This is a genomic window from Bacillus sp. BC08, assembly GCF_054326875.1.
On sequence record NZ_JBTGPA010000034.1, the window covers coordinates 1 to 15,423 of the forward strand.

Annotated in this window: 16 protein-coding genes and 1 pseudogene; 7 read left to right on the plus strand and 10 right to left on the minus strand. The window is 36.7% G+C overall.

Annotated features, from left to right (window positions below; all coding sequences use genetic code 11):
* Positions 1 to 148: 148 nt before the first annotated feature.
* Both ACXVYO_RS16075 and ACXVYO_RS16080 read left to right on the plus strand, forming a co-directional pair.
* Positions 149 to 583 (plus strand): annotated as a pseudogene (locus ACXVYO_RS16075) (RNA polymerase sigma factor); the annotation flags it as partial.
* 5 nt (positions 584 to 588) lie between these two features.
* On the plus strand, positions 589 to 1,707 hold the full coding sequence (locus tag ACXVYO_RS16080) for an anti-sigma factor (RefSeq protein WP_458467807.1): 1,119 nt from the start codon (positions 589 to 591) through the stop codon (positions 1,705 to 1,707).
* A 39-nt stretch (positions 1,708 to 1,746) separates the two neighbouring features.
* Here the strand turns inward: ACXVYO_RS16080 and ACXVYO_RS16085 are convergent, their stop codons facing one another.
* Positions 1,747 to 2,724, minus strand: a complete 978-nt coding sequence (locus tag ACXVYO_RS16085) for an HD domain-containing protein (protein ID WP_458467808.1) — start codon at positions 2,722 to 2,724, stop codon at positions 1,747 to 1,749.
* Positions 2,725 to 3,037: 313 nt separating this feature from the next.
* Between ACXVYO_RS16085 and ACXVYO_RS16090 the strand changes: the two genes are divergently transcribed.
* Positions 3,038 to 3,391 (plus strand): DUF5412 family protein, encoded by a 354-nt coding sequence (locus ACXVYO_RS16090; protein WP_458467809.1) that lies wholly within the window; start codon positions 3,038 to 3,040, stop codon positions 3,389 to 3,391.
* A gap of 33 nt (positions 3,392 to 3,424) precedes the next feature.
* Complete coding sequence (locus tag ACXVYO_RS16095) at positions 3,425 to 4,315, plus strand: CPBP family intramembrane glutamic endopeptidase (RefSeq protein WP_458467810.1); 891 nt, start codon at positions 3,425 to 3,427, stop codon at positions 4,313 to 4,315.
* Positions 4,316 to 4,458: 143 nt separating this feature from the next.
* Here the strand turns inward: ACXVYO_RS16095 and ACXVYO_RS16100 are convergent, their stop codons facing one another.
* Together ACXVYO_RS16100 and ACXVYO_RS16105 are read right to left on the minus strand one after the other, a co-directional pair.
* Entirely contained in the window at positions 4,459 to 5,565 is a 1,107-nt protein-coding gene (locus tag ACXVYO_RS16100) for a metallophosphoesterase (RefSeq protein ID WP_458467811.1), read from the minus strand.
* Between the two features lie 144 nt (positions 5,566 to 5,709).
* Positions 5,710 to 6,627 (minus strand): alpha/beta hydrolase, encoded by a 918-nt coding sequence (locus ACXVYO_RS16105; protein WP_458467812.1) that lies wholly within the window; start codon positions 6,625 to 6,627, stop codon positions 5,710 to 5,712.
* A 168-nt stretch (positions 6,628 to 6,795) separates the two neighbouring features.
* On the opposite strand from ACXVYO_RS16105, the gene ACXVYO_RS16110 reads away from it, so the two are divergent.
* Positions 6,796 to 7,341, plus strand: a complete 546-nt coding sequence (locus ACXVYO_RS16110) for a TetR/AcrR family transcriptional regulator (RefSeq protein WP_458467813.1) — start codon at positions 6,796 to 6,798, stop codon at positions 7,339 to 7,341.
* A 72-nt stretch (positions 7,342 to 7,413) separates the two neighbouring features.
* Here the strand turns inward: ACXVYO_RS16110 and ACXVYO_RS16115 are convergent, their stop codons facing one another.
* The 6 genes from ACXVYO_RS16115 to ACXVYO_RS16140 all read right to left on the minus strand — a co-directional run bounded on the left by ACXVYO_RS16115 (position 7,414) and on the right by ACXVYO_RS16140 (position 12,888).
* Positions 7,414 to 8,439: an NEAT domain-containing protein gene (locus tag ACXVYO_RS16115; RefSeq protein ID WP_458467814.1), complete on the minus strand. Its 1,026-nt coding sequence runs from the start codon at positions 8,437 to 8,439 to the stop codon at positions 7,414 to 7,416.
* Positions 8,440 to 8,523: 84 nt separating this feature from the next.
* On the minus strand, positions 8,524 to 8,775 hold the full coding sequence (locus ACXVYO_RS16120; protein WP_458467815.1) for a hypothetical protein: 252 nt from the start codon (positions 8,773 to 8,775) through the stop codon (positions 8,524 to 8,526).
* A gap of 112 nt (positions 8,776 to 8,887) precedes the next feature.
* Positions 8,888 to 10,420, minus strand: a complete 1,533-nt coding sequence (locus tag ACXVYO_RS16125) for a fatty acid--CoA ligase family protein (RefSeq protein ID WP_458467816.1) — start codon at positions 10,418 to 10,420, stop codon at positions 8,888 to 8,890.
* A 146-nt stretch (positions 10,421 to 10,566) separates the two neighbouring features.
* Complete coding sequence (locus tag ACXVYO_RS16130) at positions 10,567 to 11,010, minus strand: hypothetical protein (protein ID WP_458467817.1); 444 nt, start codon at positions 11,008 to 11,010, stop codon at positions 10,567 to 10,569.
* Between the two features lie 144 nt (positions 11,011 to 11,154).
* Positions 11,155 to 12,144 carry a lipoate--protein ligase gene (locus ACXVYO_RS16135; protein ID WP_016088968.1) on the minus strand — a complete coding sequence of 330 codons (990 nt, stop codon included), beginning with the start codon at positions 12,142 to 12,144 and terminating at the stop codon, positions 11,155 to 11,157.
* Between the two features lie 9 nt (positions 12,145 to 12,153).
* Positions 12,154 to 12,888: an MBL fold metallo-hydrolase gene (locus tag ACXVYO_RS16140; RefSeq protein ID WP_458467818.1), complete on the minus strand. Its 735-nt coding sequence runs from the start codon at positions 12,886 to 12,888 to the stop codon at positions 12,154 to 12,156.
* Between the two features lie 180 nt (positions 12,889 to 13,068).
* Between ACXVYO_RS16140 and yhfH the strand changes: the two genes are divergently transcribed.
* Complete coding sequence (yhfH, locus tag ACXVYO_RS16145; RefSeq protein ID WP_000567010.1) at positions 13,069 to 13,197, plus strand: protein YhfH; 129 nt, start codon at positions 13,069 to 13,071, stop codon at positions 13,195 to 13,197.
* A 39-nt stretch (positions 13,198 to 13,236) separates the two neighbouring features.
* Here the strand turns inward: yhfH and ACXVYO_RS16150 are convergent, their stop codons facing one another.
* The gene (locus ACXVYO_RS16150; RefSeq protein ID WP_000103724.1) at positions 13,237 to 14,253 is read right to left on the minus strand and encodes a LacI family DNA-binding transcriptional regulator; all 1,017 of its coding nucleotides are present in this window, start codon (positions 14,251 to 14,253) and stop codon (positions 13,237 to 13,239) included.
* A gap of 197 nt (positions 14,254 to 14,450) precedes the next feature.
* Between ACXVYO_RS16150 and ACXVYO_RS16155 the strand changes: the two genes are divergently transcribed.
* The gene (locus ACXVYO_RS16155) at positions 14,451 to 15,392 is read left to right on the plus strand and encodes a helix-turn-helix transcriptional regulator (RefSeq protein WP_458467819.1); all 942 of its coding nucleotides are present in this window, start codon (positions 14,451 to 14,453) and stop codon (positions 15,390 to 15,392) included.
* The last annotated feature ends 31 nt before the right edge of the window (positions 15,393 to 15,423 follow it).

Below are 15,423 nucleotides of genomic sequence, written 5' to 3' on the forward strand. Positions count from 1 at the left end.
CGCTTTAATGGGCAGTAAGACCCCCACCTCAAAATGCAGCGAAAGCAAAGAAGTTAGGTGGGGGATCAACTGCCCATAAAAGTCCGATTGGTGAGGGCTAATAATCAGTGGGGGGATGAAGAAAACCCCCACTGATTAAAGTTTCACTTTATTTCGCTATCTTCTCTCCCTAACCGGAGATTCCCACTACGCGGAAGATCTCATGCAAGAAACATTTTACCGAATGCTCGTCCATATTGACTATTATAAAGGAGAAGAAATTAGGCCGTGGTTATTTACAATTGCCTACAACGCCTTTATCGATTGGTATCGAAAAGAAAAAAGATATAAAACAACGACAGTTGAAGAATTCCATTTACCAAACGTGCCAAGTACAGAGCACTCTTATTTCGTAAAACATGAGATTGCTAGTTGGTTAGACAGTTTATCTTCTCTTCCCCTTGAAAGACGAAATGTATTACTACTACGAGATTACTATGGATTCTCGTATAAAGAAATAGCCGAAATGATTGGTCTCACACTAGCGAAAGTAAAAATTGAATTACACAGGGGACGAAAAGAAACGAAAAGCATAAAGGAGTGATAAAGATGGGTTGTACAGAGTTTAAAAAACTATGGGAAAAGTACGAAAACGGAACGCTCACGCATGATGAACAAGAGCAGTTAGAAAGTCATATTGAGATATGTGAAGAGTGTGAAGTTTACTTAGATGCGTTGCTTTCAAAGAGTGAACCGATAAAGAAAAGACTACCACCACAAAATCTTAAAGTCCCGTTTTGGAAAATAAAATGGAAACAGCGTTGGCAAACCGTTAGTTTTGTCCTTGCCGTTTGTATAGCAATCTATTTTGTTGGTCATTTTTCATCTTCTTTTTACTTCTATAATATGAAAAAATTAGCTGAAGTAGATGAGATTCCAGCACTCGCACTAGAAGCAACAATGCCAAATAGTCATTCCGCTGGAGGAAGTATGAAGGTTAAACCCTTTTTCCGTACAGAAAATGAAATGAATTTATTTAAAACGGTCGGCAAAAAAGAATTTCCAATCGGGACAGTAACAACGCGTAGTTTTTTATCATCTGTAGCTATCACAAATCAACCTTGGGCAAACAGAGCCTATTCAAAAAAACTTTCCTTTGTTCATCCAAAAATTAAAGAAGAAACTTCTTTGAAAGAATCATCTAAAAAAGTTTGGGATACACTTGGAAAGATACATGAGGGAACAGTTGCAGAAGTAGCGATATCTTTTGACAAACCTTATACGTTACAAGAAGTTGAATCAATTCTCTATAGCGCATTTGAAGCACAAGAAATGCCGCCAACTCCTTTATGGTACGCTTTAGACACAGGACAAGAAAGAATAAATGAAGACGACTTTATCTTGCACAGCGGGGAAGTTATCGGATTTCAAGAACATATAGATCTTCCTGATAGTGAAGCAGAACAACCGAAAACAAAAGAAGATGAAGTAATCGAAATGATGCGCATTCTTTCTGAACATAAAAAAACTGTGAGTGAAGCTACTCGGACTCGTGAAAAAGATCTGAACTTAGATAAGCGCTATCAGTATGTAAAAGATAACGGCGTTAAAGTATACGGCATGGTCATTACTGGCCCGTCGAAAGAGTTATTAAAATTACAAACCTCGCCGCATGTTCGTTATGCGACTCTTGGAGATATTGAGGTTTGGAATTGGTTTGATTACTAATGAGAAAAAGGAGAGCATCAAGAAGAGCTGCTCTCCTTTTTAATCCGAAATCACTTTCACATACATCCCTCTCACCGCTTTTTCATAAGCGACCTCACTCATCTGCTTTATTTTTTCCGATACGACAGACGATTGAACAACTTCACCTTCACGAAGTAATGGGGGCTCAATAAGACGGACTTTATTTTTCTGATACAAATCATAATCGTTTCTATCTTCTTTTACTTTTACATTCGGATGAACTTTTCTTAATAAAGCATGTACTTCTGGCTCACTACATTGCTGCAATTTCGAAATAAGCTCATCATCTTCAAGAAGAAAGTCATCTGCATGAATAACCTTTTTATGAAGAGCTAACTTTAACGTTTTCGCTAACATATCGTTTCCGTAAATATTCATTGGTTTCATAAAGAAATCGATTACTTCTTTGTAATACGTCTTTGTAAACCACTCGGCCATTTCAATACTTTGAAGGACCATTTTCCCATCTACAGCGATGACATCCTCTAAAAAACTGTGAACCTCTTCTAACGAAATATACCCATATGTATACATATCTCGTAATGTATAATCCACTCTGTCTGCGCATAATTCTGGTGCTGACCTTTCGAGTAACGTCCATTTCGAATCATCTAACAAAATATCTTCATAGTTATAACCATACTTTGAAAGGATCGCTGGAATTTTTGAGTTTTTCACGACAGAACTAAATATCTCTTCATGATAACTTTCACCCTCATTATGAAAAACGTAATCAACCACGTGGGAAAAAGCAGTATGTGATACGTCATGTAGTAAACCTGCAATTTGTTCTTCTACTGAACCACCGAGTTTCTTCACTAACAACATAACGCCAACTGAATGATCAAAGCGCGTTACATTCCAGTTCTTATTTATTAAGTAGCTTGCGCCATTTTGATGAATACCTTTTAGTCTTTGCACAGGCTTGCTTAACATTAATTCTTCTACTACTTGATCCACTTTAAACTCACCGTAAATAACATCTGATATAACCACTTATAATCCCCCTTCATTTCAGCAGCGTCTTCTAATCGTACCTCTTTTATGAAATCGACATCAATATAAATATTGGATTTAAATATATTGATATTATACATGTCTGTTATTTCTTTTAATTCATTTATTTTTATTGAGCGCTCCTTATATGGAGCCTTTTTTTATTGAAAAATGTGGGGACTTTCATTCCAAATCGTGAACAGAACGCTAGAAATAGAAACGGACATATTCCGGAAATAAAAAGGATAACATTGCCAGTTTTATTCTATTTTGATTTAATACAGGTATAGCTATTAAGGGAAAGAGGGTGAGCATGAAAAAGATTTTCTTCACCATTCTATTCATCATTATTGTATTAATTAGTTTAGGATATTGGAAATTCTTCACGTTATCTGGGGTTTCAGGCGGTGAAAAGATTCAATCCATACACTCACCAGATAAAACGTATACTTTACATATATACAGGCATAATGGCGGCGCAACGACTAGCTTTGCTATAAGAGGAGAGCTTGTAACAAATACTAAAAAATTTATGAACAAGAAAAATATATACTGGAATTATCGTGAAGAAGATGCAACTGTACAGTGGTTAGACGATCATACAGTAGTAATTAATAAACATAAATTACATGTAGAGACGGACACGTATGATTTTAGAAAAAACTAGTTTTACAGTTATAGTACGAAAGGTTGGGAATCTATGGGCAGTTATTTTCCAAAAATAGGAAAGTTAGTTGGTGGATTATGTGCACTTGTCATTTTACTTTCAACCCTTTGGCTTATATGGATTGGTGAAACAAATATTCGTTATAGTGGGGATCATAAGGGCACGATGCCTTTTTGGAACAAGTGGGTCCCTGTTATGATCGGTATACTACTTATCCGTTTTTTACCGTTTCATCAAAAAAACTATAATCCTCTTCAACAGTTTGAACCAAAGCGCATCATGATTCAAGCTATTGTCTTGTTCTTGAGCGGATCCCTCTTCACAATTAGTCTTCTCACCACGAACTTTGAAGGGATGGCATTACAATTTTGGTTTATGATATTTAAAATCATTTTATTATTATTCACCCCATTCATGCTTCTTTTGTTTTATAAAAGTAATCCCCAAAAAGAGAGACTAAAACCTATGAAATCAATAGAGAATCATAAATGGTATCGTTTTACACCACTTATTGTCATTATAATATGGGGGTACTTCAACTTCTTTTCTACATTCTCTACACCATTTGTTCCGGCTAAAATGGAATCCATGGTTTTAATATTAATTTTACTTGTAGGATTTCTTATAAATAGTGTACTGGAAGAGTTTTTTTATAGGGTTTGGTTGCAAACACGTTTGGAATTATTACTAGGCACTTGGCCGGCTATCCTTCTTACATCATTGTTATGGGCGAGTTGGCATATCGTATTACACGGCTCCGGTCATTGGGATATTGATACAGCTACAGTTATTGTGAACCTTGGTATCGTAGGTCTATTCCTCGGATATTTGTGGGCACGTTATCGCAAAGTATGGGCAATTATTATTGTACATGGACTAATTAATGCGCATCCACTACAACTAATTGAAATTTTATTCAAGTAACGGGCGCGGTTGCGAAACAAAAAAGGATTATACATATTAGTCATGTATAATCCTTTTTTTACAATTCAAATTCTAGTAACGAATGAAATTTGCAGCTTAATGCGTATGTGATTCTACTTCTAAATAGGTAAAATTTTATAACACTATTCAAACGTAACTTCCACCTGTACAACCTCTGATCTACTTCCAAGTCGAAGCGGTGGTCCCCAGAATCCGAAACCAGAAGAAACAATCGCGTGGAATGTACCTTTTTGTGCGTATCCCCAGTCTAATTCGTACATTCTTCTCGTTACAATATGATTCGGCGCCATTTGTCCGCGGTGCGTGTGTCCTGATAATAGTAAATCAACACCAGCATCCGCTGCTTGTTTCAATTCAAATGGTTGATGATCCATTGCGATAACTGGCATAGATTTGTCTACCGTACTCATTAGATTTTCAAAACTTTGGCGATCTCGCTCTGTTTTATCTCTTCTTCCTACGAGATAAAAATCATCTTCAATTGTAATCACTTCATCTAACAGAATACGAATATCAATCTTATCCATCTCTTGTAAAAATTCCGGAACCGCTCGTCCGTAATATTCGTGGTTTCCTAACACACCATATACGCCTAGTGGCGCTTTCATTTGTTTCATAATTGGTCCCATATTTTTTTGAATGAACACACCTGGATGATCATCTATAATATCACCTGGCAGTAAAATAATATCAGGCTCCATCTCATTTACATGACGGACAAGTCTTTTCAAATGCGAAACGCCAGATAACTTACCGAAATGCATATCCGAAGCCATCGCAATACGTAAACTTTTACGTCCCTCTACTTTTTTCGGTATGTGCACCTCGTACTTTCTTACTACTGGGCTATATGCGTTGAATACTCCATATGCAAAAATAAAGATGAACGCAAGTAACACGGCCGTTCCTGTCCAAATAATTGCCGCTTCTTTCTCCATTGTAAACTGTAGAAGGAAAACTGTAATATCAGCAAGTGGCAACAACATAAGCGCGTATTGTATAACCGCAAACCAAATTGAACCTATTGTTCGTAGAAATGGCAAGAACTTAAACACTTGCACGAGAATATACGCATACGAAATAAAACCGACTACGAAAGCGTAATATCCCCAAGATTCCCAGCCAAACACCGCACTAAGCCAAACCCAACCGTTCCAGCCGATGTAAAACATGAGTAGTGTGTATACAATTAAAATAGTGAATATATTGAAATAACGAAAATTCTTCACAGATAGCCTCCTTCTTGATTTCTTCTATTATATCTTGTTATGCACGTTTAACGTAAATATTAAGCACATCAATCTTCACAAAAAAACTCTAACTGTTAGATGCAAACCTAACAATTAGAGGTGCAGTTCAAAACAAACTTACTTTTACAGATTTTCGTTATAGAAACTTGTTAATTTTTCAACTGCAATTTTTACTGGTTCTGGTTGGTCATATAAATCGTAATGACTCGCACCTTCCACAACAAGTAAATCTTTTTTCTCTGAAGCTGCTTTCTCATACAGCTCATGACCATCTTTATAAGAACCGAATGCACCTTGCTTACTACCGACAATAATTTGCAACGGCTGTGTTAATAATGTATCTGCTAAATGGAACGCATCAAAACCAATTACCGACCCCATGCTCGTAAAGTTTAACTTATTTGAAGAGTTAACACTTTGCCCTCGCGGTGTTGTATAGTACTCAACTGCTTCTACAATATCTATATCCGTCATACTTGCTGCCTTTAATTCCGCCTGATTTTTAGGAATCCAGTTCGTAATCATTGCCTCTGCTCCGCGCGCTTCAGCAGTACGTTGTTTACCAATTGCCTCTAACACCCCAATTGGATCAGCTTCACGATTTAATCGGCCGATATTTGCACCAACAACTGTGCCAACTGCTTTAATACGGCGCTCTATCATTGCGGCATTTACCGCATAACCACCGCCTGCACAAACACCTAATACACCGATACGTTCTTCATCTACATAAGGAAGAGTAGTTACATAATCTACCGCTGAGCGAATATCTTCAACGCGCGCAGCTGGTTCTTCCATATATCTCGGTGCCCCTTCACTTTCACCTTGATACGATGCATCAAACGCAAGCGTTACATAACCTTGTTCTGCTAATTTCTCCGCGTATAATCCTGCTGTTTGATCTTTACAGCTACTACCTGGATGAACACAAACAATCGCTGCATTTTGTTTCTTTTCCTCAGCACCTACAGGGATATTTAAAATACCTGCAACTCTTAACCCTCCTGCATAAAAATGAACATTTCTCTTCGTAACTGCCATATATAAAACCACCCTTACTTTATTATAAATTTACACTTTCGAGAGTTAATACTCACGTGTATATTTATAATAAAGCGAGCAACCACTTGTTTCAATGACCACATTTACGCATTTGGGTGATAATACACACATAACGAAATATGTGTATCAATAACGGAGGAACACCATATGAAGAAAATTGATCGAAGAATTATAAAATCACAAAACGCCATTCAATCCGCGTTTATCGAAATGTTAATTGAAGATGGCTTTGACGAAATTACAGTAAAAAACATTACAGAAAAAGCAAACATCGGAAGAAAAACTTTCTACCTACACTACTTAGATAAATACAATTTATTAGACAAAATTGTGGACGATCATTTAAATCAATTAAGAGAAATATGCGATATAAAACAAACAAAAGGATATATAGAAGGAACTGTCATATGGTTTGAATACTTCAAAGAACACAAACCATTTTTTGCAGCGTTATTTAGAAGCAATAGCACATTATCATTTCAGAAAAAGTTCCTAACGTTCATCATGGGTGAACTAGAGAAAAAATTAAACACAAATACGCCAGTAAATAAAAACATTGATACACACATCGTCTTAAAGTTTTTAGGAACAGCTGTCATGGGCATTTTGGAATCTTACGTGTTGGATGAGATTGATAATGATGTTGAGTACGTTGCGATGCAGGTTGGGGAGTTAATGAAGAGGAATATATAACAATGCAAAAAGGGAAATTTGAATTTCAAATTTCCCTTTTTTATTTATGCTAAATCTAGTATACGTTTTAATTTATTTCTTCAACTTATCCGTCTTCGCAATAAATTGTGCTGCTTCCGCGCGGCTTACCGCTTTATCTGGAGCCCAGCCATTATCTGTTCCAATTGAAATATTCTCTTGGATTAAAATATTGGCATATTTCGCACCCCAATGATTGTTTAAGTCCGAAAATTCTTTTGGTAGTTTCATATTTTCATTTCTTTCTAATTTATATGCATTTACTAGCATAGAAGCCATTGATGCACGATTAATTAACCCACTTGGATTAAAGTTACCCTTCTCATCACCTTTTACAATACCTGCTTTTTCAACTGCTGCGATATATGGAGTTGCCCAATGATTTTGTGCATCACGGAATGATGGCTTTGCATCTTGCTTAATTTCTAACCCTAACACAGTTGCTAATATTTTCGCTGCTGAGCCACGATCGATATTTTCAGCCGGAGCAAATGTACCATCTGGCTTACCGTGCACTGCTTCTTTATCAACTAAATATTGAACTGATTCTTGTGCCCAAGCTGGTACATCAGAGAATTTAGGCTTCTGTTCAATTGCACTTGCATCGATTTCAAACTGTAGTTGATATTTATGATCATATTTAATTGCTGGAATTAATATATGCATTTGCATATTATATTTTTTCGAGAACTCACCGATTTCAAATTGAACAACTTTCGTGCCATTATTTGCTTTATCTTCGGAGATTACTTTTACATCATGGAATGTCCCTATTTTATTTGGATCTTCTACTCTAAGATACTGAAAATAGCTACTATCTTGAACTGTTAACGTAACGATTTTTTTATCACCTTGAATCGTTACTTTTGGATTTTTTAAATATGTAGATGCAACTGATGTATCATTCGTTTGATCTTTATAAGTCTTTAAAATAACATCGTATGTACCATCTGCTAATTTGCTAGCTGCTTTCATTTCTACTGCCGCTTCTGCTTTCGCAATCGGTGCCATAATACCACTAAATGGAACTGCTAAAGTTGCTGCTATAACGAATGCATTCATATATTTTTTCTTAATCATTATCAACATGACCTCTCTCTTTATATGATTATACCCAACATAACCATCATATTGATAATGATTATCAATGTCAAATAAAAAATGTCATTTCCTGCACAAATATGCCTTTCGTTCATTTTTAAATAGTAAATAATGTGCCGTATGAACTTTCCGTTCTAAATAATCGATAGAATACGAGCTTGATGGATCAACTAAATCACCTATCGTACCTGAAAGATGATCGATGACTTGCTGCAGTATTTCTAAGTTTTTTTTCTCACTTTCTGCGTTCATTTCATCCATAATGTCACAAATAAGATATTGAACTCTCCGTAAACGTAATTCCTTTTGTTCCACATATATCTCCTCCTTATTAGTCATATTACGGTTTAAATATATGGGATTATAGCTTAACCAATTCTAAAAAATACAAAGGCAACCATCTTCATAAAGATGGTTGCCCCTATTTTTATACTTGCATCGCTTTCTCTTTTAACGCTCTTCTTAACAATTTACCCGTCGTATTCTTCGGCAATTCTGTTAAAAATTCGATACTCATTGGCACTTTATACTTTGCTAAATGTAACGTGCAATAATGCATCAGTTCTTCTTCTGTTACTTGATCTTGTTTCAGAACGACGTAAGCTCGTACTGCTTCTCCTAAGTTTTCATCTGGAACGCCGATTACGACAACTTCCGCTACAGATTCGTGTGTGTACAATACTTCCTCTACTTCACGAGGATATACATTATAACCACCAACTAGTACGATATCCTTTTTACGATCAACGATATAGAAGTAACCTTCTTCATCCATTTTCGCTAAGTCTCCTGTATACAACCAGCCGTCTTTCAATGTCGCTGCTGTATCTTCTGGCGCATTATAGTATCCTTTCATAACGTTAGGTCCGCGAACAATTAATTCACCGACTGCGCCAACAGGTACTTCTTCCCCAAGTTCATTCACAATTTTATTTTCTACATGCCAAATATTTGTACCGATCGATCCTGGTTTACGCGGACGATCTAGCGGGTTAAAACAAGTAACTGGCGATGCTTCTGATAAACCGTATCCTTCTGAAACGATAACGTCAAAACGTTTTTCAAAGTTTTGCAGAAGAGCAACAGGCATTGATGCACCACCTGAAATACAAAGGCGAAGCGTCTTCACATCTTCTGCGCTTGCTTCTTCGAATAAATATAAATAATTGTACATCGTCGGTACACCAGCAAAAATCGTTGGCTCATACGTACGACAAATACGGAATACTTCTTTCGGACTAAATTTCGGTAACATTAAAATTGTCGCCCCGTTCACAATCGGTGCATTGACCGCCACTGTTAAACAAAATACATGGAACATCGGCAGTGCCGCAACGACGCGGTCATCAGCCGTATATTGTAAATACGACGCCACATCGCTCGCATTACTATATAAATTTTTATGTGTTAACATAGCGCCTTTCGGTTTTCCAGTCGTGCCTGAAGTGTATAGAATAACGGCTACATCTTCTTCATCTAGCTCTGGACCTTCGTAAGTTAAATCTCCAGCCCTTATCATTGTCGTAAACGTTTTCATTTTTTCGGTTTCTGTATGGTTAAAATCTGATGAGGTTTCGCATATGATGATGTTTTCAAGTGAAGGAAGTCTTGTTGTAAGAGATTGTATAACAGGTAGAAGGACGTCGAGTACGATGATTGTTTTTACATCTCCATTTTGTAAAATGTAATGCATTTCGTCTGCTGTATAAATTGGATTAACTGGAATAACAGTTGCTCCAGCTTTCATTGTTCCGTATAAACCGACCAAAAAATGTGGTGAGTTTCCAACAACTAATGCGACATTGTCCCCTTTTCCAATGCCCATCGCTGCTAAATTGCTAGAAAACCTTGTGACCATTTTGTTTAATTGGTCATACGAGACCGACTGATCCATAAATATATAAGCCGGTTTATCCCCCTTCTTTTTCGCCGTTTCAGCCAAAGATTGAACGAGATTCACACAAACCCCACCTTTATAAAATTTAGAATATTTAAAAATTCTAAATTAATTATATTAAAAGAAAATTAAAGTAGCAAGTGATATTCCATTAACTGCATATACAACGATCACCTCCTATTGACTTTCTTTGGAAGGATAAGGGAATTTCATTTGTTAGCAAATGATGAAAAGAAGGCTAAAATCATTTTAGGATAATATGCACTCATCTTTTCGCTAAGTTTTTCTAGTTCCTCTTTATTCAAACTCGTATGCTCCCCATATAAGTTGATTGCATCCGCTCCGTTTTCATGAAAAAACAATGTAACATATAATGTCGGTAACCCGTTATTGGCCTCATCTATCGACAAGACAAGATCTGGCGTTTTATTCACCGTACTAAACGTTTCATTTCTTTTCCATTTCTTATTTTGAAACATAGTTTGTATATCATCTATCTGTCGTCTGTTATCTGTATGCGTAAAATATATAACATTATCCTTCGCTGGCTTTCCAATAGATAAAAGTGTGCGACTTGAGGACGTTTCATCGTTACAAGCTGTCATTCCGATGACGAGGCTGAGTAGTAATACAACGTACATTACCCTTTTCATTTCGAACCGCCTCCTTTTGAATATATATATTCCTTTATGAGGGGCAAATGTCCTGTGATTTTATGGTGAGTGAAATTATATCGACTTACCGACAATTTACGCAACAAAAAAAAGAGGCTGCCCGTTACGGCACCTCCCTCATTTTTAGAAGAACAAATGTAAGAAATCTTCTGTTGTAATATTACCGAAGTAACGCGCGATATCTACGCCTTCTAAAGCTACAGTGAATGCATCTTTATCAAATTGTACACCTGTTAGACGCTCTTCAATGTCATGTACATCTAGTGAACCGAAGAAGTCACCGTAAATTTTACATTCTGTTACTGTTCCTTTTTTCACTTCAAGACGAACGTCAACTTGTCCAACTGGGAAGCGGTGTGAATGTTGTAAGTTGAACTTCGGAGATTTTCCGTAGTTCCAATCCCAATTTTGGTAACGTTCTTCAGATAGTTTATGGATTTCTTTCCAATCATTTTCTGTTAATTCGTACGTTGGAATTTCTGTTTCTCCTTCGAAAATTGTTTCTAGAAGAAGTTGTCTAAACTCTTCTGTCGTCATTTTTTCGTTTAAGAATTCTGTAATGTTCGCAACGCGGCTACGGATTGATTTGATTCCTTTTGATTGGATCTTATCCATTTTTACTTTTAACGCTGATACGACGTGATCGATTTCAGAGTCAAATAGTAACGTACCGTGACTGAACATACGACCTTTCGTTGAGAACTGCGCGTTACCTGAAATTTTTCTACCTTCAGCTAAAATGTCGTTACGACCACTTAGTTCTGCATTTACGCCTAATTTACCAAGCGCTTTCGTTACAGGCTCTGTGAATTTTTTGAAGTTGCTGAAACTGTCTCCATCATCTTTCGTAATAAAGCTGAAGTTTAAGTTTCCTAAATCGTGATATACTGCGCCTCCGCCTGATAGACGACGAACGACATGAATCCCTTTTTCTTTTACGTAATCTGCATTAATTTCTTCTACTGTGTTTTGGTTTTTACCAATGATAATAGAAGGTTCGTTAATGTAGAACAGTAAATATGTTTCGTTAATATCTAAATTCTTCACACAATATTCTTCAATTGCTAAGTTTATTCTAGGATCTGTAATCCCTTTATTATCAATAAATAACATCGTATCACCTCATGAGTTCCATACGTAGCCACTATGCGCTAGCGTAATATGGCCACTGAAAATTTGTTTTGCTTCTGTTACTAAATCAGATGGGTTGCCTGTATGCGGTAAGTGCGTTAATAAAAGCTCTTTTACGTTCGCATCTTTCGCAATACTTGCTACTTCTGTACTATTCATATGCCCTGCTTTTGCCGCTTCTTGATGTGCATACATATTACACTCACAAATGAAAAGATCAGCATCTTTTGTGAATGGAGTAAATTCAGGAATATAACTGGAATCCGCGCTATATACTACAGCGTCACTACCAGCTGTAATACGCATCGCAAAGCATGTAACAGGATGTACAGTTTTTAAGAATGAAATCGAGAACGGTCCAACTTGAAGTGTTTCTTCTGGGTTGTACGCGATTCCTTTCGTATGTGGTTCATGTGTTAAAGAATGGAATCCATTCTCGTCAAACGTATGACCGTATATTGGTAATTCCGGTAGTTGCCCCTTTGTCGCACTCGTAATTAATCTCGCATATTGCAATACCCCAATGTCTGCAACATGATCGTGATGATAATGCGAAAGTACAACTGCATCTATATCAGATGGTGTTATATATTTTTGAATCTGTGCTAGTACACCACTACCACAGTCTACAAGTAAACGAAAACCATCGTGTTCAAACAAATACCCCGACGTTGCTTCTCCCGCTTCTGGAAAGCCGCCCCAAAAGCCGACAACAGTCATTTTCATATGTATCCATCCTTTCTAAAACCGAGTAGGAATGCATGTTTCACTTACATCCTACATTGTTAACTATAATCCATTTCCTAAACTTTTTCATTAATTTTCAATTTTGTTATAAAACAGTTGTTGACTTTTGTTTTTTGTACTAATACAATGATAGTAAGAAATGGAAATGGAGGGATTGACATGATCGATCAACCAATGGAGTTTTTCAGAAATTTACCGACGAAAACTTGTGCGCACTGCGGGAAAGAAATTGATGAGCAGCACGAAGCATACCATAACAAATGTGATGACTGCGTTCACGAAGAATAGTAGTTTATGAACATAAAAAAACCTAGCAGACATAGTCTACTAGGCTAATAACATCGTATCCTTCTTCATCGTTGAACCTTTCACCAAGAGCTCCAGTTCAAACTCATACAATTCTTTTTGTCGATAATTTTTCGTATGGATTTTATCCATCATCAGGTCGACAACCTTTCGGGCCATCTCATCGATTGGCTGTTCAATTGTCGTAATACCTGGCTCTGTAATCTGTGATAATATTTGATTATCAAAACCGATAACAGCGAGATCATCTGGAATGCTCCAGTCATGGCGTTTTGCCTCTGAAATAATTCCAGCTGCAACCTCGTCGCCTCCTGCCAAAATCGCGGTAGGATTTTTTTTGTCCTTTAATACTTCATGGAATATTCTCTTTCCATCGTCCCAAGAGAAAGCGTTTTCAAGAAAATCGATCGCTTCTACTTGGCGGCTCTTCTCTGTTATGGCACGTAAAAAGCCCATTTTTCGCTGTTGGCTAACCACTTTGGTTTCGTTTCCACGGCAAAAAATAAGATTACGATATCCTTGTTCTAACACATGCTTAGCAGCTATGTATGCTCCTTGTGCATGATCAAACTTCACTGTTGGAACATTTGCTTCCTCAATATATTCATTACATAACACGATTGGACCGTGCTGTAAGTATGGCTCTACATCTTCCCACGGATTTTCTAGTGAACATAGAATAATCCCATCTACTTGCTTCGTAGATAATAATTGTAAATACTCCATCTCTTTTTCCGGTAAATATCTTGTTTGACAAATAATCAGTTTATATTTATGTTCAGAAGCAGCAATCTCGATTGCTTCGATAAATCTACTGAAGAAAGGATTTGTAATTCTTGGAACTAGCACCGCAATTGTTTCCGTCTTTTGTTTACGAAGCCTTCTCGCCGCAGAATTAGGAACAAAGCCTAAATGCTTCATTGCTAATTGAACCCTTTTTTTCTTCTCATCTGAAACATATGGATGATTATTAATCACCCTAGAAACCGTTGTCCTTGATAACCCCGCTAATTTCGCCACGTCCTCTATAGTCGACACGAAATTCTCCCCCTTTGCATGAAAACGTTTTCTTAAATTGATTATATAGTATATTATTGGAAACTGCAATATGGGTTGTTATGATTTTACTATATTAATATTATACATAGGGAAAAGTCTGTTAATAGGAGGAGAGTTTATACTGATTTTAGAAGTTTACAGTAGGCATATTTATAAAAGATACAGGAGGATATTTCATGAATCGGACGGATCGTTTATTAGCTATATTAATTGAATTACAAAGAAGACAAATTGTTACAGCACAAAGCTTAGCTGAAAAATTTGAAACAAGTATAAGAACGATTTATAGAGATATGGATGCACTTAGTGAATCTGGCGTCCCACTTTTCGCCATGCCTGGCCAAGGTTATTCATTAATGGATGGCTATTTCTTACCACCCATTCAGCTTACGTCTGAAGAGGCTGTTACTCTTTTATTAGGCGGTGATTATATCGAGAAAACTTTCACTTCTTCTTTCTCTGTACATGCAAAATCGGCAAAAGAGAAACTTGAAATTGTTCTCCCTACTGATCAACAAAAGAAAGCCCGAGAGTTACGAGGGACTTTCCGTTTCCTTTCTCCTATATTTTCACATCAGCAATCTGAACAAGAAAAGCTAGAAAATCAAATTCTCCTATTGCAAGAAGCTATTCAAAAAGAACAGGCTATCTCTTTTTCTTATCTAAAACCGAGAGAAACTACAAAAATAAAACGAACCGTTTATCCTTACGGCTTAGTCAATATTTCAGGAATTTGGTATGTCGTTGCCCATTGTTTACTTCGAGAACAAATACGTAATTTTCGCTTAGATCGAATGGAGGAATTACAGCGAGAACAAGCATTCTTTACGAAACCTGAAGACTTTTCTTTACAAAACTATCAGCCTGAGAATAATCGCACTGTTACAATGCATTTATTATTCCCATCTCATATTGCACATAAAATTATTGAATCACGATACTTCTTTATAGATTCATACGAGCATAGGGACAATGGTTTTCACGTCTTTTTGACATCAAGAAACATAGACGAAGTATTTCAATGGGTATTAAGCTGGGGAAGCCAAGTGCAAGTACTTGAGCCAAACGTTCTATCTGAGAAAATCCGTGATGAAGCAAGGAAAATGTTGAAACTTTAATTGTTGCATTTCACTACTGACATAATGTTGT

What these genes read in the sequence shown, in the direction of transcription:
- ACXVYO_RS16080 (WP_458467807.1), top strand. Translation starts at nt 589, where the DNA reads ATGGGTTGTACAGAGTTTAAAAAACTATGGGAAAAGTACGAAAACGGA.
- ACXVYO_RS16155 (WP_458467819.1), top strand. Translation starts at nt 14,451, where the DNA reads ATGAATCGGACGGATCGTTTATTAGCTATATTAATTGAATTACAAAGA.
- ACXVYO_RS16115 (WP_458467814.1), bottom strand. Translation starts at nt 8,439, where the DNA reads ATGATTAAGAAAAAATATATGAATGCATTCGTTATAGCAGCAACTTTA.
- ACXVYO_RS16130 (WP_458467817.1), bottom strand. Translation starts at nt 11,010, where the DNA reads ATGAAAAGGGTAATGTACGTTGTATTACTACTCAGCCTCGTCATCGGA.
- ACXVYO_RS16110 (WP_458467813.1), top strand. Translation starts at nt 6,796, where the DNA reads ATGAAGAAAATTGATCGAAGAATTATAAAATCACAAAACGCCATTCAA.
- ACXVYO_RS16140 (WP_458467818.1), bottom strand. Translation starts at nt 12,888, where the DNA reads ATGAAAATGACTGTTGTCGGCTTTTGGGGCGGCTTTCCAGAAGCGGGA.
- ACXVYO_RS16095 (WP_458467810.1), top strand. Translation starts at nt 3,425, where the DNA reads ATGGGCAGTTATTTTCCAAAAATAGGAAAGTTAGTTGGTGGATTATGT.
- ACXVYO_RS16090 (WP_458467809.1), top strand. Translation starts at nt 3,038, where the DNA reads ATGAAAAAGATTTTCTTCACCATTCTATTCATCATTATTGTATTAATT.
- ACXVYO_RS16105 (WP_458467812.1), bottom strand. Translation starts at nt 6,627, where the DNA reads ATGGCAGTTACGAAGAGAAATGTTCATTTTTATGCAGGAGGGTTAAGA.
- ACXVYO_RS16135 (WP_016088968.1), bottom strand. Translation starts at nt 12,144, where the DNA reads ATGTTATTTATTGATAATAAAGGGATTACAGATCCTAGAATAAACTTA.
- yhfH (WP_000567010.1), top strand. Translation starts at nt 13,069, where the DNA reads ATGATCGATCAACCAATGGAGTTTTTCAGAAATTTACCGACGAAAACT.